Below are 21,340 nucleotides of genomic sequence, written 5' to 3' on the forward strand. Positions count from 1 at the left end.
AAATATCCCGCCGCGCGGTCGGGCGCTGACTCCCCGTTGTCAACGAACTGATGACACTGCGGCCGACATCGGCCTAAATCTGGACCGCCGGGGGCATAACAACGTTAAGTATCTTGATAACGGCGTAGCGTTAATTACGTGAGGTCACCCCAGCTCTCCTCAGGACGCTCATGACCGACGACGGTTCCCCGAACCAGAAACCGCGTGACACCCTGTCCAGCGTTCACGACGCGGTGAACGCGATCCGCGCCGAATCCTGGCGCGATCACGCGCTCCGCTCAGCGGAACGTTCGGTGGCCGACCAATGGTTGCGGCACCTGCGCGAGCGGCTACGGGCGGGCTTCACCGAATGGGCCGACGCCCGCCGCGAGCGCGACATCGTCCGGCGGCTGCTCGCCGAGGCCGAGAACGTCGATGACCAAATCCGCGTGGCGACGCTGCGGCCGATGGTCGAGCGCGTGACGACGGCCGAGGCCTCCGCCTACCAGCACTACCGCGCCGTCGCCGACGCGGTGATCACCGAGACCTGCCGGGTGAACGAGGCTGTCATCGAGATGAACCGCGACCACCTCGCACAGCTGGGCGAGGCGCAGGCGGCGATGCATTCGGCCATCGACAAGGCCCTGGACGTGAAGCGGTCACGGCAGGAGCGCCCGACCTAGACTGCCGGGCGCCGACTTAGACTGCCGGGCATGGCCGGACCGCTGTGGGGCGCACCGTGAACGAACCGCGGCTCCATTCCTGGCTGGCCGGGCAGATACCACTGCTCGCGCTGGAGGTCGTCGACGCCTGCGCGCGCGAGGTGCCCTACTACGCCCATCAGCCGCGCGAGATCCTCGACAACGCGCTCAGGCCTGCCGTCGAGGTGAACATGCAGGCCGTGCTGCGGACGCTGCGCGAGGGCCGCCGCGAGCTGAGCCTGGACGAGCGGACGATGGTCATCGAGTGGTCGGCCCGGCGGGCGGAGGAGGGCGTGCCGCTGGAGGCGGCCCTCGCCGCGTACCACGTGGCGACCGAGATCTGCTGGCGTGCGGCGAGCGACGTCGCCGAGCCCGAGGACCTGGACGACCTGGCGGCGTACGGGCTTCACCTCTTCGGCTACCTGCGCTCGGTCGTGCCCGCGGTGACGCTGGCCCACGTTCAGGAGCAGCAGTACCGGCAGGACGAGCGGCGCGACGCGCGGCAGGCGATGTTCACCGCCCTGCTGGCCGGAGAGCCCGCGCAGCACCTGAGCACGCTCGCCGGTGTTCCGCTGGCGACCTCCTATGTCGTGCTCTCACTCAATCTGGCGACGGCGACTCCCGAGGCTCGGCGGAGCGTTCAGACCGCGCTCGACGCGCACCTCCAGACGCACGTGCTGGCCGCGCTCGACGCCGAGGGCGGCACGGCGCTGCTCCCGGCGAGCCCGGACGGCGTCGCCGATCTCGCCGACCTGGTCGCCCGCATCGAGAAGACCGTGGACTGCCCGGTGTTCGCGGCCGCAGCGGTCGCGTCGGCTCCCGCGCACATCCCGGCCGCGACCGAGGAGGCGTCCGAGGTCGCCGCGCTCGTACGGCGGCTCGGACGGCCGTCCGGGCTCTACCGGCTGGAGGACGTGCTGCTGGAGTACCAGCTCGCGCGGCCGGGTCACGGGCTGGCCAAGCTGGCCGCCCAGCTCGACCCCCTCACCGACCGGCCCGAGCTGCTGGAGACGCTGCGGGTGTACGTGGTGCGCGGCCACAACCGCCGCCAGACGGCACTCGACCTGCACATCCATCGCAACACGCTCGACTACCGGCTGCGCCGCATCGGAAGCCTGACGGGCCTGGACCCGAACGTGCCCGGCGACGCCCGGCTGCTCGACGCGGCCGTCACGGCCCGCAGCCTCACTCCCTGAACTACGTCAGCGAACCAGCGGCAGGATGTCGGCGAGCGACTCGATCTCGTCGCCGTCCCACTCCACGGGCTCGAACCGGTGGTGGGCGACTCCGTCGTTGTCGAGGACGCGCACGGCCGTCATGCCGGCGGCCTTGGCGCCGGGCAGTTCGTGGCTGCCGCCGTCCCCCACGTACAGGCAGTCGGACGGCTGGACGCCCAGGCCCTCGAACGCCAGCGCGTAGATGCGCGGGTCGGGCTTTCTGAGGCGGGCCGTGTAACTGAAGATCGGCACCTGGATGTAGGGCGCGACCGGCACGGTCTCCCACTCGTCCGGCAGCTCGTCGGTGCAGTCGCTGATCAGCGCCGTGCCGAGGCCCCACTCGCGCAACGTCGCGATGGTGTCGACGGCGTCCGGGCGCATCACGCGGAACGTGCGTTCGCTGGCGCGGCGCAGCTCGGTCGCCTTGGCGATCTGCTCGGCGGTGGGCGTGTGCCCGAGCCGCCGGGCGATCTCGGCGAGCGCGGCCGGGAAGTCGCCCATGGCACCGACGCAGCGTTCGGGCCAGACCTCCCACCACGCCGGGCGGAACTCACCGACCGGCACGCCGATCGCGCCCGCGACCTCGGCGAGGGAGGCGGCCCGTCGTTCGGGGGAGCTCGCAATGGTCAGGGTGCCGAAGAAGTCGAAAACGACCGCCTTGTAACGCACCAGAGCACTGTACCGATCCATCCCTCACGCCCCGCCGGTGAGGGGGACGTCCTTGCGTGCCTGCTCGTGGGCGTCGTCGTGGATCTGCAGCGCGTCCTTCAGGGCGACGTCGAGCCGCCGCAGCCGTTCCTCGACCTCGTCGATGACGCGCTGCGCGTGCCGCAGACCGGAGGCCTTGCGCAGCGATCCCCGGGCGAGCCCCTCGACGAGCGCGCGTTCGGCCTGCCGGTGGAGCGACAGGGAGGGCAGGCGCCGTTCGGCGTCCGCGCGGACCTCGGCGTGCTCGACGTCGAGCCGTGCCGCCTCCTCTCGTTCGGCGACGGCCTTCGTGCGTTCGGCCGCGATCTGGGTGCGCAGGCCCTTGGTCTCCTGCTCCAGGCGCGCGGTTTCGGCGACCGCTTCGGCGAGCGACTCCTGTAGGTCGGACAGCTCGGCGGAGGTGAGCCGATGCAGTTCGCGTACGGCGCCGTCGAGCCGCCGTTCGTCCGCCGCGACCTCCTCCAGCTCGGTCCGGCGCTCCTGCATCAGCGCGTGCTGCTCGCGCAAGGTCTCCAGGGAGTCGCTCAGCGAGCGCAGCCGCCGCAGCTCGGTCAGCTTGGCCTCCAGCTGCTCGCGCTCGTCGACCCGGCGGCGCAGCTCGCTGATGATCGGCCGGAGCCGTTCGACCTCGGCCAGCCGTTCGGCGACCTCGGCCTCGCGCGCCTGGAGCTCCTCGTGCCACTGCTCCAGGCTTTTCCGCCGCGTACCGCCGAGCGCGGCCACGTCCGCGAGCGGCGGGACCAGCGCCAGCAGCTCCGGCAGGCGCCGCAGCGCGTCCGCCAGGTCGGTCACGAACGCGTACGCCGCGGCACCGTCGTCGTCGGACGGAACGGCGCCGGCGGCGTCGATCAGGTCCTCGACGCCCCTTCGCATCGTGCCGAACAGGTTCTCACCGGTCATGGCGCCGCCTTGCCTGGACTGAGGAGGGAGGAACGACCGACGAGGGAAGGCAAGGCGGCGATGCGCCATGACCCGGAGCGGCGGAGCCGCGACCATGAACAGGTCATGCGGGCTCCCAGCCATCGAGCGGGACGACGGCCGGCTCGCCGCCGGACGCGGGCACGAGCAGCAGCGCGGCCGGACCGTCCAGCGACGCCCGCAGCCCGACCTGGCAGGCGTCGACCGACAGGGCCGGGGCGATCTGCGCGATCGGCAGCTCGCCGAGCCGCCCGTTCATGGTGACCGTCAGGCGTCCGTTCGGGGCGGCGTTCACCACGAGCCGCTCCTGCTCCAGCGTCGCGAAGTTGCCGGGCCCCGGCGTCAGGAGCACGTCGGCGTCCTCCAGCAGCCCGTTCCGCACGCGGTGCACGGGCAGCCGCACCTCGACCTGCGCGGGCGGCGCCATCCCGAACACGCCGCTGTCCAGCAGCGCCCCGCCGCGCACGGCAGCCTCGGGCCCGAGCCGCACATGCTCCGGCAGCACGGTCTCGACCAGCGGGAACTCGCCGAACCCGCCGCTCAGCACGCACGTGTCGAACGTCCAGTCCAGCTCGCGGATCCGTTCGCCGAGCACCTCGGCCACCGGCCCGAACCGCTCCAGCAACCGGCCCGCGGTGATCTCGAACCCGGAATCGAAGGTGTAGACGGGGTCGTCCAGATGCTCACCGGTCGCCCGCGGCAGCACCGCCCGCGCCCGCGCCGCCTTCGACGCCTGCACCTCGGCGAACCGCTCACGCACCTGCGTCGGCATCCCCTCGGTGACCGACTGCGCGTACGCGCCGCCGCCCGCGCGCGGCTCGAACGCCGTCGCCAGCACACGGATCGACCGCCGTTCCACCTCGCAGAGCCCGAAGCTCGCGCCCGACCAGCCGAGGTCGCAGACGAAATAGGTCCCCGACCCGCGGCCCTGCGCGGCGAGCGCCGCCGCCGCGGGTGAACGCCCGTACCAGCGCAGCTCGGAGAAGGCCGCCAGCTCCCGCCGGAACGACTCGTGCTGGAGCACCCCGCGCGGGCTGCCGTCCAGCCAGCGATCGGGCACCACGACCGCGAGCGGATCGCCCATCGCGAGGGCTGCGGGCGACGACCGGACCTCGACCCGATCGGATCCGGCGGCGAGCACGCGGGTCCACAGCGCACCCCACTCGACCACCGCCCTGGACTCGGCCAGCGACATCGGTCACCTGCCCCCGAGCAACTTGCGCTTGCCGAGCAGGTTGCGGATCCGTTCCTCGGCCTCTCTGAGCCCGCGCCGCGATCCCTCGGCGACGTCCACCTCGTCGTAGTCCGGTGGCACGCGGGAGGTGACCGTGAGCAACTTGAGCTGGAAGAGCAGCTCGTCGCCGACGCGGGCGGCGACGGCGTCCTGGAAGTCGTGGGCCAGCGCGCGCTGGTCGCCCCTGTGCAGGGCCTGCGCCAGCCACAGCGTGGTGTTGTCGGCGTCCTCCTGTGAGGCGCCGAGCCTGACGTACCAGCGCCGCGTCTCGTTCATCACGTGGGCCATCGAGTCGCCCGTCATCCTCACCTCGGACCGGGCGATCCACGCGAGGATCTCCCGTTCGCTGTGGCGCATCCACAGCGCCTCGGCGACCAGGCGACCGATCTCCTCGGGCCTGGCACCGGGAGGCAGGGCCGTCAGAATCTCCATGTACTGCTCCTCCACCACAAAGGGGTAGGCCCCCTCGACCCCGCGCCACCAGCGCCGGTACTCGGCGCAGGCGTCCATGCCCGGAGAGATCGCGCGCCCGCGCAGGGCGGCGCGGACCAGCTCGGTCCAGTCGTGTCCCGGCACCTGGCAGAACGCCTCGACGGCCTCGATGACGGCCGGATACACGTTCTGGTCGGCGGCCCAGTTCGTCTGCGTCAGGTAGGTGACGAACCCGGCCTGGACGTTGCCGAGCCCGCGCCCGAGCCACTCGGCGCGGGCGTGCCGCGTCAGGGCGTCGCGGTAGGCGGGCCACTGCGGGCCGATGGCCGCCACCAGGTGGGTCGGCTCCGCGCCGAACCACAGCTGCAGAACGTCCAGGAGCGCGAGATCGGAGCCGTGCTCGGGCGTCAGGCCCTCCAGCCGCGCGAGCCAGCGGTTGAGGCCGGCGCCGGGGAGCGCGCGCAGCCAGTCGATGAGCGGGCGCGTCACCTGGTCGAGGCGGCCGAGGGCGGATGCGAGCCGCAGCAGCGCGGGCACGCACTCGTCCCCGTGCCGGGCGACCTCGGCGAGGTCCTCGGGCCGCAGCCGCCCGCCGTTCCGCCCGCGACCTCCGGTCGTCCCCGGCATCGCGAGGAGTTTCTCGAACGGCGCGAGCAGGCCAGGCGGCGTGAGGGGCCGCAGTGCAGCGATCCACGCGGGAAGGCGGCCGGGCGCGCTCTCGTTCTGCTCGACCAGCAGTTCGCACAGCACGGCGTGGTTGTCGGCCAGGGCCTTGAGCGTCTGGGGCCGGGCAGCACCCGCCGGGTCCGCCCAGCTGCCCGCCAGCCAGGCCACGGTGTTCAGCGACCGAGCGCTGACGGCGAAGCCGGGCATCGGGATCACGTTGGCGAGCAACTGGTCGGCGAAGCCCTGCCGATCGCCGATCCCGATGTAGGAGTGCACCTCGCGCATCGCCGAGTCGCCCCACACCAGGTCGCGCGCGCTGTTGACCAGTGCCTTCCACGCGTCGGGCCGGGCCGGCTCCACGTCCTCCCAGCCCCGTTCGATGGCGCGCGAGTACTGCGGCCCGCCGAGGCGGATCAGCTCGTGCAGCAGGAAGGCCTTGTCTGCGTCGCGCAGCAGCTCGTTGTGGCGGCCGGACTCGAAGAGATCGCTCAGCTCGCCCGGGTCGGCCTCGCCCGCGCGTGCCCGGTACAGAACGGCGGCGGGCCAGTCGAAGCGTTCGAGGGCCGCGACCGCGCTGCGCGGTTCGTCCGCGGCCAGCGACAGGGTCTGCGTACCGAGGAACGCCACCACGTCCAGCAGACTCCGGTCATGGTCCAGCAGCAGTGCGAACTGGTCCATGTAGGCGCGGGCCACCTGCGCCTTGAACGGCGGTTCCGGATCGGTGTCGCGCCAGTCGAGGTCGTAGCCCTTCCCGCGCGAGTGCTGGGCGAAGACGAGCTGGATGTGGGGGCTGCCGCCGCGGAACCAGGTCGAGGCGGTGAAGCGGGTCCGCCAGCCGTATGGGAGGAGCGCCGCGACCGCGTCCAGGAACCGGAGCCGCCGGTCGGGGTCCAGGCCGTCCCCGCCGATGATGGTGACCGGGCCTTCTAGGAGCATCGCAGCGACGACCATCGCGCGGCCGAGCCAGCCGTTCTCCTCGATGTCGCGCACGTGGTCCTCGGGCGCGTAGTCGGAGATCTCCGCGCCGGGCCCGCCGAGGTCGTCGTGCCGGTCCAGGATCGCGCCGAGCACCCGGTACGAGGCGGGCGCCTTGAGGAACTGGGGGTAGGGGAAGCAGGCGTAGAGGGTCTCGGCGACCGGGCGGCCCGCGCCGTCGGCGGCGTCCGTCCAGTACTGCACCGACATGCCCAGGTAGCTGTTGCGGTCGTCCTGGACCTCGCTGATGGTGATCCACGGCAGCGCCTCGGCGCCGGTGCGGCCGGGCGGCGGGTTGCCCAGCGCGTACCGTTCGAGGATCGCGTCGTAGTCGCCGGCCGAGAACGGGCCGTCGGACTCCAGGATCGCGTAGTCCCGGTGGCTGCCGGCCTCCTTGCCGTGCCGGGCCCAGCCCGCCGTCACCCGCGCCACGCGGCCTCCCGCCGGCTCGCGGCCCCCCGTCGGATCACGGTGTCCCCCTCGTTCACGGCGTCGCGGCCTCGGTCACGGCTTCTTGGTCAGGCTGTCCACCAGCCACATGATCGGCTCCAGGACGTTGATCGGGTAGACCTTGCCCTTGATCTGCATGGTGGTGGTGCCGTTCGGGCCCGTGCTCTTCACCAGGTTGCTGTAGTCGTCCTCGTCGAAGCGGCCGGTCGCGGGGTCCACGTAGAAGCCGACCGCCGAGGTGACGAAGAAGCGCGTCCGTTCCGGCGAGAAGCGCTGCTTGATCTCGCGGAACATCGCGTCGGTGTTGCTGACCTTGTCCTCCCGGCAGAGCTCCTCGAAGAAGATCTCGGCCAGCTCGCCGTGCACGCTCGGGAACAGGCGTTCGCCGTCGGCGACCGACTCCAGGCCGTGCTTCTTGGCGATGCTGCGCACCCAGTAATGGTCGTACTTGGTGACGCAGACCGCGAGGTGTTGCGGGAGGTACTGGTCGCGGCCGTTGTCCATCGCGCGCTGGCCGATCTCCAGGACGGTGCGGTTGAAGAACTGGTAGGAGTCGGAGGCCTCGCGTTCCCGGGTCGGGTCGAGGAGGTAGATCAGCCCGCCGCAGTCGGCGAGGTGGCGGACCAGTTCCTCGCGGGAGGCGCCGCCGCCGCTGTTCTCCCTGCCCGAGCCGGAGGACGGGCCGCCGGTGGCGAACTTGGGGCCGCCGCTGGACCCGCCACCACTCTGGCCCTCCTCGTTCTGCTGGGGCGACTCGGTGTCGAACAGCTTGCCCGGCGGGTCGACGAAGTCCAGGTAGACGTGCGCGGGAACGGTCTTCCTGCGCGGCATCCCGAACTTGCCGCGTTCCTTGACCTCCTTGGTCCCGGTGAGCTTCCACGACAGCCGTTCCAGCTGCGTCGTCGCCGAGGGGAAGATGCGTTCCACGGTGAGCTGGTGGGTGCTGGAGGCGAGGAACTCGGTGGAGCCGTTGTTGACGCCGTTCAGCACCCAGCCGGTCTCCTGGAGCGTCATGGCGGTGCGCAGCGCGGCCAGGAAGGTGGTCTTGCCGCTCTGGGGCGCGCCCCAGATGCCGATGTTGTTCTTGCCCGGCTCAGGCTCTGGAAGTGCCTGTTCGGCGGCAGCTTCACTCATGCGGGGTCGCCTTTCGGTTTCAAGGGGAAGGGCAGGCCGGGGGCGTCGCCACCGACGAGCCCGAGCGTCGCGGCGAGCTCGCGCGGCTCCAGTTCTTCCAGGACGGCGATGTGGTCCTCGCCGAGGGCCCGCCAGGCGTCGGCGGCGCCGGCTCCGTTGCTCGCGGCGGCGCGGCGCGGGTCTGCGGCCAGGCCCGCGGCGCCGCCGGAGTTCGCGAGGCCGGTCGCGGTGGCGGTGGTCTTGTCGAGAACGGCGACGAAGCGCATCCCGGCCCGGCGCAGCCCGGCGTGGATCTCCTGCCAGTCGTTGCGGCGCGGGCACGGCTGGGCCAGCTCGCGGTCGGGGTCCTGGCCGAGTCGGCGCGGGTGCGGCGGGCGCCCGCCGACCACCAGCAGGGTGCGGGGCGCGCGGCCCGGCTCGATCCGTTCGATGATCTCGCCGAGCGCGTCCTCCAGCGGCGCCGCGTCGTCCTGCCAGCCGCCGGTCGCCTTGGGCAGGGCGACGAACGCCTCGCGCGCGGCGGCCGGTTCCGACAGCCAGAAGCCGTCGGTCACCCGCCTGCCCTCCTGGCCGAGCTTGAACGAGTGCTCGTAGTAGCCGAAGACCGCCACGCGCACCCGGTCGGGCAGGTCGTTGGCGAGGAGTTCGAGGGTGCCCGCGACCAGCTCGCGGCGCATGGCGGCCTGGTCGGGCGGGCCGCCGAGCTCCACCGCGCACATCACCTCGGCGTAGCCGGAGGCGACCGAGTTCGCCTGGGTCTGCGCGTACATCTCACTCAGGCTGCGCGACTCGGTGCCGGTCTCACCGGGCTCGACCCACCGCACGCAGCCCGGGCCCTCCAGGACCGCGCGCAGTGTGCTCGCGCCCTGCGACAGCCGGGCCGAACGTACCGACACCGGCTCCCTGTATTCGCCGGGCGGGGCGTCGATGACGACCGCGAGCGCGATGTCCTTGTCGGCGCCGCCGGGCCCGCGCACGACGTCCACCTCGGCCTCCAGGCCCGCGAAGCCGCCGCGCGCGAACATCGGCATCGCGATCGGCCGCGTCCCGGCGGGCCCCTCCTCGGCGAGGATCAGCGAGTACGTGGCGCGCAGCGGCTGCCGGGCGATCGCCGCCGGAAGCTCCTCGGCGACCGGCAGCGAGGAGGACGCGGCGCGCGCGTTCGGACGCAGCCGCCGCAGGATCGTCACGGCCTGCTCAGGCACCGTCCAGCCGGGCGCCGTGCACACGAAGACGGTCGGCGTCTCGGGGTGGACGCGTTCGACCACGCCGATCAGCGCCCGCTCCATGCTGACGGCGAGCTGGGTGCGGTCCACGCGGTGCAGGCCGCCCGCGAGCTGGAAGCGCAGCTCGTCCGCGCCGGTCGCAAGGATCGGCGCGATCTCCCGCCACGGAACGTCCTGCCGCAGCCGCAGCGGCGCGGCGGTGTCCAGGTCGCGGGCCTGGATGAACAGCGTGCCCACGCCGTCCGGCCCGGCCTCGATCACCGCGAGGTACTCGCCCATGCCGCGCAGCGCCGCCGCCAGCTCGTGCTCGGCGGTCACGCGGCCGCGCGCCTGCTCCTCGCACGCCTGCCGCCACGCGTCCTCGCCGGGCGTTCCGCGCACGTAGGGCAACGCGGCGCGGCCGACGAGCGCCGCCGCCCGCAGGTCCAGGCGCATCCTGTGCTCGGACAGCCGCCGGTCGAAGGCGGCGCGGTCGGCCTTCCCCGACGTCCAGTCGGTGACCATCACCCAGCCGCAGGCGCCGCACACCGCCCCGGCGGCCGGGCGCAACCCGCACACGGGGCAGGCGGGCTCACCAAAGCTCATCGGGCACATCCTCCGGGAGGTACGTCCGCAGGGTCGCGTCGTCGAGGTCGCGGCGGCCGAAGACGCGCACGCTGAGGGCGCCGTTCATCTGGTCCTCAAGTTTGCGCACGCTCCGCGCGTTGCCGAACGCGGGGTCGGTCATGGCGCGTGCCAGCAGGTCACGGGCGCGGTCCTCGGTTCCGTCGCCGAGCCGGAAGCCGCGCGCCGCCACGTCCCGGCGCAGGATCTCCAGCAGCTCGGCGAGCGAGTACGCGGGGAACTCCAGCCGCGCGGTGAAGCGCGAGCGCAGTCCCTCGTTGGAGGCCAGGAACCGGTCCATCGGCTCCTGGTAACCGGCCGCGATCACGACGACGCGGCCACGGTGGTTCTCCATGTGCTGGTTGATGACGTTGATGGCCTCCCTCCCGTACGGATCGGTCCGGTCTGAGTCGACAGGCGCCAGAGCGTAGGCCTCGTCGATGAACAGCACCCCGCCGAAGGCCTTGTCGAAGGCGTCCTTGGTGAGGCGCGCGGTCTCGCCGAGGTACGCGCCGACCAGATGCTCGCGGCCGACCTCGACCGAGTGGCCCTTGGCGAGCAGGCCGAGCCGGTGAAAGATCCGGGCGATCTCGCGCGCGACCGTCGTCTTGCCCGTGCCGGGCGGGCCCAGGAAGAGCAGATGCGGGGCGACGACCTTCTCGGCGCCGAGGCGGCGGCTCAGGTCGATCTGCGCGACCAGGCGGCGCAGGCCGTCCTTGACCGAGGCGAGGCCGATCATGTCGTCCAGCGGGCCGAACAGCTCCTCGGCGCTCGGCGGCGCCGGGTTCAGGTGGCGGCGAAGGCGGGCCGGGAGGTCGGCGACGGCGAGCGGCGCGGACCGTTCGTCCTGGACGCGGCGCGCCCAGCCCAGCCCGATCTCGGCGGTCAGGTTGCGCATCGCGCGGGCGTTGCCGAACGTGGCGTCGCGCGCCTCGTACAGGCCGGTGATGACGTTGCGCAGCGCGGTCTCGAACTCCTCGTCCCAGGTGTAGGGCGGGTCCACGGCGCGCAGCTGGGACACGGCGATCGCGTGCAGGGTCTCGGGGTCGTAGTCGGGGAAGTCCAGGTGGCCCGACTCGGGGAAGCGGTCGCGCAGGCCCTGGTTGGCGGCCAGGAAGCGGCGCATGTCGTCGCGGTAGCCGGCGACGACCACGACGAGGCGGTCCCGGTCGTTCTCCATGCGGGCGAGGAGGGTGTCGATCGCCTCCTTGCCGAAGCCGCCCTCGACCTGCTCGCTGAGGCTGTACGCCTCGTCGACGAAGAGCACGCCGTCCATCGCGCGGTCGACGGCCGCGTCGGTCTTGAGGGCGGTCTCGCCGACGTGCTGGGCGATGAGGTCGCTCGCCTTGACGGACTCGACGTGGCCGCGGGAGAGGATGCCCGCTTCGCGCAGGACCTCGCCCACGAGCGCGGCGACCGTGGTCTTGCCGGTGCCGGGGTTGCCCATGAAGACCATGTGGTGCGCCGGGGCCTCGCCGCCCGCGCGGGGGCGGTAGCGCAGGCCCTTCAGGTGGGCCTTGATGTCGTCGATGCCCTTGAGCTCGTCGATGCGCTGCCAGACGTCGCCCTTCTTCACCGGGCTGGAGAGCCAGTCGAGGTCGCGGACGGTCTGATGGCCGAGGGGCAGGCCGTGCGCGGGCAGGACGCGTTCCAGGCGTTCCTCCCAGCGCCACAGCGGTTCGTTCTCTGCCGCCAGCGCCCGGATGACGCGCGGCAGGGCCGCCCAGTCGTCAATCGCGAAACCGGAACGGACGCGGGCGCGGTGGACGAGGCGGGTGAGCTCGGCCTCGGTCGGCGGGCCGATCAGGCCGGGGCGCGGTGAACGGCGGCGCTGCTCGACCTCGGTGGCGGTGAGGACGGCGGGCAGGTCGCGGGCGATCTCCTCGGCCGAACGGCGTACCGCCGCCAGGTCGTCGCGGGCGAACACCAGCACGCAGGCCTTGCGGACGCCCGGGCGGTATTCGAGCCAGCGTTCCAGGGCTGCGGCCAGACCGCGCTGCGCCTCGTTGTAGCGCGCGATCACCTCGGCCTGCTCGAAGACGACGGCGGTCGGCTCGGCGGGCTTGTCCAGCAGGTGCTCGAGCATCTTCAGCGCGTGCGGGTCGCTCATGCCCATCGGCGAGGACGCGGGCTCCTCGCGGCGCGGCGGCGGGTCCACGATCATCGAGCCGAGCGGGCCCCCGAAGCCGTCACCCATGCGGGGTGCCTCGTCCGCGGGGTGGCTTGTTGATGTTCCGCTGGCGGTCGCCAGGCGCGAGTCGAGGTCGCGGACGCGCAGCATGCCGCGCAGGGAGAAGAAGACGATCCGGCTGAACCCGGCGTCGTGAAGCACCTCCCACAGCGCCTCACTCAGGCCGTACCGCCGGTAGGCCTGATCCACGAACGCGTCCTTCACGTACGGGCCGTACGCCAGCAGCACCGACTCCACCCGGGCCGCGTCGCGCAGCGCCTCCAGCCGCTCAGGAACCATGGCGCCGCCGCTGTGTGCCTTGCTGCGTGCCTTGCCTCGCGTCCTGCCGCTGAACGTCGCGCTGCCGGATCGCCTTCAGGTCGCGGTAAGCCGGGTCGGGTGCCTGCTCCTCCTCGACGGCCTCGCCGACCCGCAGGCCGTCCGCGCGCAGCGCCTCGTTGACCGCCCGGATCCGCTCGCGGCGCTCGTACTCCGACGGCGCGGTCTCGTACGACAGGATCCGGACCGTCATGTCCTCGTCGCCGTCGGGCGCGACCTCGACGACGACCTCGCTGGCGTCGGGGTGCTGCAGCTTGGCGACGAACGAGTCCCGGAAGTCCTCGCCCGCGTAGGTCGGGCCGTCGTCGCCGCGGCCGACCGCGTAGCCGTTGGCGGTGAGGCGCTCGGCGATCCGGTGGGCGACGTTGACGCGGCGCTGCGAGGCGAGCAGCCGGCCCGACGCGCGCTCGACCAGCTCGTCGAGGCGCTCGCCGTACTGCGGCGCGGTCGTCTCGATCACCTCGCGCAGCCGTTCCACGCTGTACGGGCTGTCGGGCGCGGACACCTCGCCGGTCAGCCGCTCGATCTCGGCGCGCAGCTCGGCGAGGTCGCCGCCCGTCCAGTAGTCGACGTCGAGCCTGGCGGGCAGCTCGCGGCCCTCGGCGTCGACGACGGGGCGGGTGGCGTTGGCGGCGATGTGGCGGTCGGCGTTCTTCAGCGCGGCGACGGCGAGCGCCTGCGCGGCCCGCCACTCCTGGTCCAGCCGGGCCACCTCGGCGCGCAGCTCGCTGAGGTCGAGGTAGAGGTCCTGGATCTGGGTGAGCGCGAACGCCGGGGCCTGCGACTCCAGGTTGGCGCGGGCGATGTCCAGGCGTACCTGGAGGCGGTCGAGCCTGCCGGGCGCGAACCGTTCGTGCGGCAGCTCGTCCCGGATCACCGCGTGCACGGTCACCGCGTCCTCGAACGTGGCGCGCGCCGCCTCGCCCGCGCGGTCGCTCTCGTCCCGCAGGCCCGCGACGCGTTCGTCGAGCGCCTTGAACTCGCGGCGGCGTTCCTCGCGTTCCTTGGCGAGCTCGTCACGCAGGCCGCCGACCGCCGCGCGCGTCTCCTCGCGCAGGCTGTCGGCCTCGGCGCGCAGCTTCTCGTCGGTGCGGCGCTCCAGGTCGCGGGTGTACTTGCTGAGCTTCTGGAGCTTGCCCTCGACGCGGTCCTGGCGGGACGTGACGGCCGCGCGCACCCGGTCCAGCTCGGCCTGCATCTGGCGGCGTTCGTCGGCCAGAACGGTCGGCAGGTTGGCCTGGACCTGGGCGAGCTGCTGGCGGGCCCGCTGCGCCCTCTGCCAGTCGCTCTCGTTGACCGTGATCTGCTTCGCGCCGCTCATGCGCACTCCTCACCGAGCGCGTGCCACTCGGCCGCCACCGCGCGCGGTGGAACGCCGACCATGAGCGCCTCGTCGCCGCGCAGCCTGATCTCGGCGCGGCGCGGGCCGTCATCGAAGTGGAAGCCCGTGTCCTGGAGGCGTCCGCTGAGGTGATGGATCCGCTGGTTGGAGCTGCCGCGGAGGCCTCGGTCGTCGTTCTTGGTCTCCACGTAGCGGCCGTCGATCAGGACGTCCACCTCGCTGAGGAGGGCCTTGGCTTCTGGTTCGGCGCTGAGCTCTTCGAGCTTGTAGCCGGTGAAGCAGATCAGCGACAGCGCGCGCCTTTCCCGTGCCGTGCGGATCAGGGCGGCGAGGGCCGGGGCCTGCTCCATGGGCTCGCCGCCGGAGAACGTGAAGCCCTCGACGTCGGGGTCGGTCAGCAGTTCGTCGGCGAGGTCGGCGACGTCCACGTGGCGCGCGGGCCGGTCCGGGATCCAGTCGGGCGCGATGCAGCCGCGACAGTGGAACGGGCAGCCCTGCACCCAGACCACCGCGCGCAACCCCGGGCCGAGCGCCCGCGTCGCGCCGCAGGTCTCAGCAACGTTCAGCATCATCACTCGCCCCTGCCGAACAGCCGTGTCCACAGACCGGAACGCGGCGAGTCCAGCGGGTTCATCTCCAGGTCGTCGCGTGTGCTGCGCGCCGGGCCGCCCTCGGAGGGCGCAGCGCCGGGGCGAAGAGGCTCCCCGTACGGCCCGCTCACCGGACCGCCGCCTGCCGGGGAACCGGGGGCCGGGGCGCCGGGAGTAGGACGTCCACCTGGCATGGCGCTGCCGGGCGGGGGCCCACTCGGGGCCGCGCCACCTGAGGGCGCGCCGAAGGCCGGGCCTGCACCGGCAGGACCGCGTCCGCCATAGGCGGGACCGCCGCCTGGAGCCGCTCCGCCGCTGGGCGCGCCGAAGGGCGGGCCTGCCTCGCCAGGGCTGCTGTTGCCGTACGCGGGGCCGCTGTTGCCGTACGCGGGGCCGCTGCTCGCGGGTGCGCCGAAGGCAGGGCCTGAGCCTGCGGGGGCGCCGCCGCCATATGCGCCGCCACCGTTCGAGGGCGGGCTGAAGGGCGGGCCTACTTCGGCAGAGGAACCGCCGCCGTACGCACCGCCGCCGCCCATTGGAGCGTTGCCGCCCGGCATGGGAGCGCCGCCGCCCGCGGGGGCGTTGCCGCCGAAGGCCGGGGGCGCGCCACCGCCTGCGGGCGGCGGGGGCGGCTGCTCGTTGCTCGCGTAGGGGTTCTGGGGGGCGTTCCACTCGCTGCTGCTGATGATGCGGGCGTTGATGGGACGGCCCAACTCGTCGTGGCGGTCCCGTGCGGGCGCACCCCACTGGCTGCTCTCGTGCGGGAGCGAGGGCCGGTGACCGTGGCCGTTGCCGCTCAGGCCGCCCTGCCCCATCTGCTCAGCTTCCCAGCGTTCGAGCTCTGCCTGGTGAACGCGGGTCTCCGCCTCGATCGTGCGGTCGGCCAGCCGTTCCAGCATTTCGCCGCGTTTGCGTTCGAGGTTCTGGGCGTAGTCCAGGTGCTGGCTGTTCTCGCGCAGGCCGGCGCCCTGCTGTTTGCGTATGTGGTCGTTCAGCAGGAGCCGGTCTTTGGCACGGTGCTTTTCCAGCGCGTCGTCATAGGCGCCCGCTGGGGCGAACAGCTGCAGCACCTTCACGATGATGGGCAGGCATTCCAGCACCGTGATGAACAGGAACAGCATGAAGCGGGCCCACTGCAACTGGCTCTCGCCCTTGGACGCCCGCTCCAGACCCTTCAGCCGGATGAGCAGGCCCTCGTTGTTGCCGTTGGACTTCTCGAAGTCGGCCCGCTGCCTGGCCTGACGGTCGCGCAGCGTCTTCAACTCGGTCTGCACGCCTGGAAGGGCCTGCTTGGCCTGCTGGATCAGCTGGTCCTTGTTCTGCTCGGCGGCGGAACGCAGCGCCTTCGACTTGTCGTCGACCTTCTTGTTGATGCCGTTGATCTGCGACTGCAGCTCGTCTGCCCGCCTCCTGTACTTCTGGTAGCGCGGGCCGTCGCCGCTGTGCCCGCTCGTGCCCTTACAGCGGTCGCCGGTCAGCTCGCACGCGGCCTTGTCGTCGTTGTCGCGGAAATCCTTCTGCAGGGCCGGAAGCTGAGCCTGAAGCGCCTTGACCTCGGGGTCGTCCTGAGGGTTCACCAGGCCGTTGCCATTACGTTGCTGGAGCAGCTGCGACTCGCGCTGCTCGAGCAGCTTGACGCGCTTGGCGTCGGGCCCGTTGTTGAGCTCGTTCTGGAAACTGCGAGACGCCTCGTCGTGCAGCTGGTCGACCGCGACCTGCACCTCGTCGTTGAAGATCTGCAGCGTCAGCGGCGTGGAGATGATGACGCCGAACAGCAGCGCCATCGCCACACGCGGCAGCGCCACCAGCAGCGTCTGCATCTTGCGCTCGGTGCGCTGCAGGGAGACGACCAGCCAGCGGTCGAGGTTCAGGATGATCAGGAACCACACGAGCGAGAGGAGGATCGCGGCCCAGACCGCGGCGCCGACGGCCATGCGCAGCGCGAAGAACATCGAGACGGTCGCGAGGGTGGCCGTGGTGAGCACGGCGCCGCCGATTCCGATGTACTTCGCGCGGTCGGTCGATGCGTGACGGAGAATCTCGGGGTCGGCGCCGGAAAGCCAGATCAGGGGATTCTTCATCGCTCCAGCCCGCGTCGGGGAATCACCAAGAGAAAGACGCCGGCGCGGCATTTCGGGTTCCGGTCCGGTACGGAACAGTCGCCTGAAGGAGAGCCTGCGACCGCTGTACTCCCGTTCACCCACGCGCGGCGCCGGTATGTCCGCCGAGCGCGGCGCGGTATTCGGACCACCACGCGGGAGCGGCGGCGGCTCGTGCGAAATCGGCTCCTCTGGACGCGACACCTTGACCCCCGGTAACCAGGACGTTCTCGTAACCGCCTGCCCGCCAATCTTTGGCACGCTAGCCGACGCGATCAGACCAAAACACCATCATCGTCACGTCATGCGAAGAAGTGTGATCCGACCGTGACAGAGTTTGCTGGTCGTTTCGTCACAAAGATGATGGGTCGCGTGACTCATGTGCCGCCGAGAAGCTCGTCGTACCTGCGAAGAAGCACATCCGTCGGCGGCGGATCGGCGCGCTCGGCGCTCTTCTCTTCCTTGACGGAATCCACGCTCCGCCCTACCTCCGTCCGTTGCGGTTCTTCCACTTGAACAGACTCCTGCGAGCCGTAACTCGTTCCCTCACTTTGCCAAGTCGCGAGCACCGGCTCGGGCTCCGGCTCGACCACCGGATCAGGCGTCGGAACCGGAACGGGAGCCGGGACCGGAGCCTCGGCCAGAGCGACAGCCGCAGTCGCGGCGGCCGGGGTCGCGGCGGGAGCGGCAGCCGGAGTCGATGCGGCAGCCGGAGCGGCGACGGGAGTAGCAGACGGGGGCGGGGTGGGGTCCGGGTCGAGCTTGTGGGCGGCCGGGTCGAGAGTGAGGTCCACGCCGTTGACGGACTCCCATGCGGCGGCGGTCGCGGCGACGGGTTCGGTCATCGGGGCCGTGTGGCGCGGGGACGTCATGTGGCTGATCTGCTTCATGACGCTGAGGGCGATGACCAGACCGGCGATGGCGGCGACCGGAGGAAGCGCGGCCGTGAGGTGGTCGGAGATGCTGGCGAGCGTGCCCACGTGCCCGGCGTTGCAGATGATGGAGACGCTGAGGCCGACCAGGCTCACGGTCCACGCGAGGACGCGTACGCGCATCGGCCACAGGTAGAGGGCGGACAGCAGCAGGGTGAGCTCGCCCGCCGCGATGAAGGCGTCCACCTGGAGGGGCCAGATGTCGGCCCACATGCCGGTGACGCGATGCTGCTCGGCCCACTTGCGCAGGCCGTTGTACGACTCGGCGAAAGCCGTGGCACTGGCCGCCATCACTATGAGGCTCAGGGCCCAGAGTGCCGCGTACCCGCGGCGGGTGTCGTCCTGGGACTGAGTCATGTCCGGCCTTCCGTGAGCGTTCGGGCGAGGCCATGACACATCGTGATCAATTGATTACCCGTGAGTATGTCCAAGATGTAATCCAACGGGCGACCAACCGTATGCGGGTTGTAACCGTGAACCTTGGGCGAGTTGCCGCCGGAATGACTATCGTCGCGGCACATGACGACCGCCAACAGAGCACAGGTCATCACGCGCTGGGTAGCCATCACGTTCATGGCGGCGGCCGTCCTGACCGCGACGGCAGGGGGATTCGCCCAGTCGTACGCCGGGCTGTTCCACTGGGCACTCGAACACGGGCTGCACGGGTGGAAGGCGGACTCGTTCCCGCTGCTGGTGGACCTGTTCATCATCGTCGGGGAGCTGGGACTGTTCCTGCTGGCGATCGATGCGTTCGTGCTCCAGCGCCGACACGTGCTCAGCTGGGTGGACTTCCTTCTGCCGCTGGCGATCGCGATGGCGGGCTGGACGGCGAGCCTGATCTTCAACGTGGGACACGTCGGCCACCGGTCGTTCTCCTACCAGGCGACCGCCGCGGTCCCGCCGATAGTGTCCATGCTGGGCCTGTTCGTCCTGCTGCGGACCCTGCACCGGTACGTGCAGCGGGATGAGCCCCCCAAGCCCGCGGTGACGCCCGTGGCGCTGCACCAGGTCACGCTGATGCGTTCGACGGTGCCGATCCCGCAGGTGCGGGCGGCGCGTTCGGGCGCGGCACTCGAGCCCGCGAAGGAAGGGACACCCGAGCCCGTCTCCTTGAACGGGAACGGGAACGGGTCGGCGCCGGGTCCCAAGGCCGCGGACAAGCCGTCGGCCGGACCGGCGGCCGCATCGGCCACCTCAACGGTCGCATCGGCGGCCGCTCCCCCGCCGGCCCCGGCGTCCAGGCCCGTTCCCGAGCCGGAGCCGATCTTCCGGGACACGGTGGCGGACAACACGCTGCGCGGCATCGTGATCGACGTGCTGGAGCGCCACAACGGAGACGTGATCGCCTCGCTGTACGAGGTGACGCGCGAGGGCCACCTGATCGACGAGGACGAGATCCGGCGGATCAGCGAGAACCACTGGTTCCCGTACGCGGTGTACCGGCTGATGGCCAGGTACAAGGGCGACGGGGAACGCGTCGAGCAGGACCTCCGCGAGCGCGGCGTGGTCTACGACACGACGACCCTCGAGGCGCTGGTCCGGTCCTGGCGTTCATGATGTAGGTGATGGACAGAACGGAACTGGGCGCGTTCCTGCGCAGTCGGCGTGGGCGGATCCGGCCGGAGGACGCGGGGCTGGTGGCGGGTGGCCGCCGCCAGACTCCGGGGCTGCGCCGCGACGAGGTCGCGCTGCTGGCCGGGATTTCGGTCGACTACTACATCCGCTTGGAGCAGGGCCGCGGGCCGCATCCGTCGGCGCAGGTCCTCAGGGCGCTAGGGCGCGCGCTGCGGGTGAACGAGGACGAGCAGGAGTACCTGTTCCGGTTGGTCGAGGGATCGCGGGTCGCCTCGTCGCGCGAGGTGCCACCGAACGTGCTGCGGCTGCTCGAACGGCTCGGTGACCTCGGGGACGTTCCGGCGATGGTCGTGAACGGGTGCTTCGACGTTCTGGCGTGGAACCGCATGCTCGTCGCCCTGATCGGGGATCCGGCGGAGACCCCTGTGGAGCGGCGCAACACGTTGCGGTGGCTGTTCGGCGGCGAGCTCGCCGGAACGGAGCTCGCGCGGCAGTGCGTCGCCGACCTGCGGGCGAGCGGCCTGTACTCGGACGACGCGGGCGTGCGGCGGCTGGTCGACGAGCTGTCGGCGAGCAGCCCGCGGTTCGCCGAGGTGTGGTCGGCGCGGGAGGTCGAGGTGCGGCACACCATCACCAAGCGGAGCGTCCATCCGGTGGTGGGCGAGCTGGAGCTGGACTGCGAGATCCTGCCGGTCCACGGCCGTGACCAGCGCATCATCCTCTACACCGCCGAGCCCGGCACGGCCTCGCACCGCGCTCTGAAACTCCTCGGAGAATCCCTGCCGATCTAGGACAGGATCGGTCCTACACGGCTCATAACGTGGTCTCAACGTCGACCGGCACGGCCGGGCAGGACCAGGTAGAGGAGCCAGATCATGACCGTGAAGAGCACCCCCGACGGCTACACCACCGTCACGCCGTGGATCATCTCCCGTGACACCGCGGCGGTCATCGACTACCTGACCGAGGCGTTCGGCGCCGTGGAACTCGGCCGGGTCGTCGGCCAGGACGGCAGAATCGGGCACGCCGAAGTGCGGATCGGCGACGCGGTCGTGATGCTCTTCGACTCCCCCGACGTGTGGCCGGAGCTGCCCGCGTTCCTGCGCCTGTACGTGGAGGACGCGCACGCCGTGCTGCGGCAGGCGATCGAGGCGGGCGGCACGCTGGTCACCGAGGTCACGCACCTGGCGTTCGGCGACCTGGTCGGCCGCGTGCGCGACCCGTTCGGCAACATCTGGTGGATCCAGACCCACGTCGAGGACGTCACCGAAGAGGAGATGCTGCGGCGTTTCGGCGAGCCGGAATGGGCCAAGGCGATGGAATACGTGCAGAGCTCCGACTTCGGCCTGGGCCGATAGATCCATTCTTTCTGTAACCGTTTAAATCGGTGTACGGCGGCCCTAGAGTGGCGTCATGGCGGGAGGGACGAGGCTCCTCACGGGCGCCGACGGACAGCGCTACTCGTTCGACCCCGGCAGCTTCTCCCTCGAGCTGCTGTTGACCGGTGGCCCCGGCGGGTACGCGCGCCACGAGATTCTGCACATGCCGACCGATCTGGCGGCCTGGCTGCCCGACTCGCGGCTGGCGGCCGTCGCGCCGCTGCCGGTCGAGTCGCTGCGGATCAAGCCCGCCGAGCTGCGCGCCATCAAGGAGTTCCGCGACACCCTGTGGTCGGTCGCGACGGCGCTCGCGCGCGGCAAGTGCCCGTCCGCCGAGGAGTTCGAGGTCCTGAACGACAGCGCCGTGCCGGGGCCCCGCCCCCGCGTCGAGCCCACCAGCGGCCGGCGGGAGTGGGCGATCCCGGTCACCGGCGCGCAGATCCTCGGCGCCGCCGCGCGCGAGGCGATCGACATGGTGACCGGCGACCTGCGCGACCGCATCCGCGAATGCGCCGCGTCCGACTGCTATCTCATCTTCGTCGACACCTCACGCCCCGGCCGGCGCCGCTGGTGCTCGATGGAACGCTGCGGCAACCGCAACAAGGTGCACGCCTACCGCACCCGCCAGATCCAACCCGACTGATCCAGGCCCGACTGATCCAGGCCCGACT

17 protein-coding genes are annotated in these 21,340 nt (G+C 71.6%); 6 read left to right on the plus strand and 11 right to left on the minus strand.

All coding sequences use genetic code 11. The features are described from left to right. The first annotated feature begins 170 nt into the window (after positions 1 to 170). On the plus strand, positions 171 to 662 hold the full coding sequence (locus J4573_RS45455; protein ID WP_208262611.1) for a hypothetical protein: 492 nt from the start codon (positions 171 to 173) through the stop codon (positions 660 to 662). Between the two features lie 56 nt (positions 663 to 718). After that, positions 719 to 1,876: a PucR family transcriptional regulator gene (locus tag J4573_RS45460; RefSeq protein ID WP_208262612.1), complete on the plus strand. Its 1,158-nt coding sequence runs from the start codon at positions 719 to 721 to the stop codon at positions 1,874 to 1,876. A gap of 6 nt (positions 1,877 to 1,882) precedes the next feature. Here J4573_RS45460 and J4573_RS45465 read toward each other — a convergent pair whose 3' ends face one another. The 11 genes from J4573_RS45465 to J4573_RS45515 all read right to left on the minus strand — a co-directional run bounded on the left by J4573_RS45465 (position 1,883) and on the right by J4573_RS45515 (position 18,072). Then, positions 1,883 to 2,566 carry an HAD family hydrolase gene (locus J4573_RS45465; protein WP_208262613.1) on the minus strand — a complete coding sequence of 228 codons (684 nt, stop codon included), beginning with the start codon at positions 2,564 to 2,566 and terminating at the stop codon, positions 1,883 to 1,885. Between the two features lie 24 nt (positions 2,567 to 2,590). Then, entirely contained in the window at positions 2,591 to 3,505 is a 915-nt protein-coding gene (locus J4573_RS45470) for a coiled-coil domain-containing protein (RefSeq protein ID WP_208262614.1), read from the minus strand. Positions 3,506 to 3,608: 103 nt separating this feature from the next. After that, positions 3,609 to 4,718, minus strand: coding sequence for a hypothetical protein (locus tag J4573_RS45475; protein WP_208262615.1), 1,110 nt, complete (start codon positions 4,716 to 4,718; stop codon positions 3,609 to 3,611). Positions 4,719 to 4,721: 3 nt separating this feature from the next. Then, the gene (locus J4573_RS45480; RefSeq protein ID WP_208262616.1) at positions 4,722 to 7,262 is read right to left on the minus strand and encodes a hypothetical protein; all 2,541 of its coding nucleotides are present in this window, start codon (positions 7,260 to 7,262) and stop codon (positions 4,722 to 4,724) included. 72 nt (positions 7,263 to 7,334) lie between these two features. Beyond that, positions 7,335 to 8,414, minus strand: coding sequence for a hypothetical protein (locus J4573_RS45485; RefSeq protein ID WP_208262617.1), 1,080 nt, complete (start codon positions 8,412 to 8,414; stop codon positions 7,335 to 7,337). Continuing rightward, entirely contained in the window at positions 8,411 to 10,225 is a 1,815-nt protein-coding gene (locus tag J4573_RS45490; RefSeq protein ID WP_208262618.1) for a hypothetical protein, read from the minus strand. Before J4573_RS45490 ends, J4573_RS45485 begins: the two co-directional genes overlap by 4 nt. Then, entirely contained in the window at positions 10,212 to 12,713 is a 2,502-nt protein-coding gene (locus J4573_RS45495; RefSeq protein WP_208262619.1) for an AAA family ATPase, read from the minus strand. Before J4573_RS45495 ends, J4573_RS45490 begins: the two co-directional genes overlap by 14 nt. Then, entirely contained in the window at positions 12,703 to 14,073 is a 1,371-nt protein-coding gene (locus J4573_RS45500; protein WP_208262620.1) for a coiled-coil domain-containing protein, read from the minus strand. Before J4573_RS45500 ends, J4573_RS45495 begins: the two co-directional genes overlap by 11 nt. Continuing rightward, the gene (locus tag J4573_RS45505; protein WP_208262621.1) at positions 14,070 to 14,666 is read right to left on the minus strand and encodes a 4Fe-4S single cluster domain-containing protein; all 597 of its coding nucleotides are present in this window, start codon (positions 14,664 to 14,666) and stop codon (positions 14,070 to 14,072) included. The genes J4573_RS45500 and J4573_RS45505 overlap by 4 nt, the downstream gene beginning before the upstream one ends. Further along, a complete protein-coding gene (locus J4573_RS55755) occupies positions 14,666 to 16,765 on the minus strand; it encodes a DUF4407 domain-containing protein (protein ID WP_208262622.1) in 2,100 nt (699 codons plus the stop codon). The genes J4573_RS45505 and J4573_RS55755 overlap by 1 nt, the downstream gene beginning before the upstream one ends. 395 nt (positions 16,766 to 17,160) lie before the next feature. Continuing rightward, on the minus strand, positions 17,161 to 18,072 hold the full coding sequence (locus J4573_RS45515; RefSeq protein ID WP_208262623.1) for a DUF2637 domain-containing protein: 912 nt from the start codon (positions 18,070 to 18,072) through the stop codon (positions 17,161 to 17,163). A 162-nt stretch (positions 18,073 to 18,234) separates the two neighbouring features. On the opposite strand from J4573_RS45515, the gene J4573_RS45520 reads away from it, so the two are divergent. From J4573_RS45520 to J4573_RS45535, 4 genes are all read left to right on the plus strand, one after another. Continuing rightward, the gene (locus J4573_RS45520) at positions 18,235 to 19,272 is read left to right on the plus strand and encodes a DUF2637 domain-containing protein (protein WP_208262624.1); all 1,038 of its coding nucleotides are present in this window, start codon (positions 18,235 to 18,237) and stop codon (positions 19,270 to 19,272) included. A gap of 8 nt (positions 19,273 to 19,280) precedes the next feature. Next, a complete protein-coding gene (locus J4573_RS45525) occupies positions 19,281 to 20,081 on the plus strand; it encodes a helix-turn-helix transcriptional regulator (RefSeq protein WP_208262625.1) in 801 nt (266 codons plus the stop codon). An 84-nt stretch (positions 20,082 to 20,165) separates the two neighbouring features. Further along, complete coding sequence (locus J4573_RS45530) at positions 20,166 to 20,648, plus strand: VOC family protein (RefSeq protein WP_208262626.1); 483 nt, start codon at positions 20,166 to 20,168, stop codon at positions 20,646 to 20,648. 55 nt (positions 20,649 to 20,703) lie between these two features. Then, entirely contained in the window at positions 20,704 to 21,312 is a 609-nt protein-coding gene (locus J4573_RS45535; protein WP_208262627.1) for a CGNR zinc finger domain-containing protein, read from the plus strand. Positions 21,313 to 21,340: the final 28 nt, after the last annotated feature.

Origin of the sequence: Actinomadura barringtoniae, assembly GCF_017573505.1 — a bacterium.
GTDB lineage: Bacteria > Actinomycetota > Actinomycetes > Streptosporangiales > Streptosporangiaceae > Spirillospora > Spirillospora barringtoniae.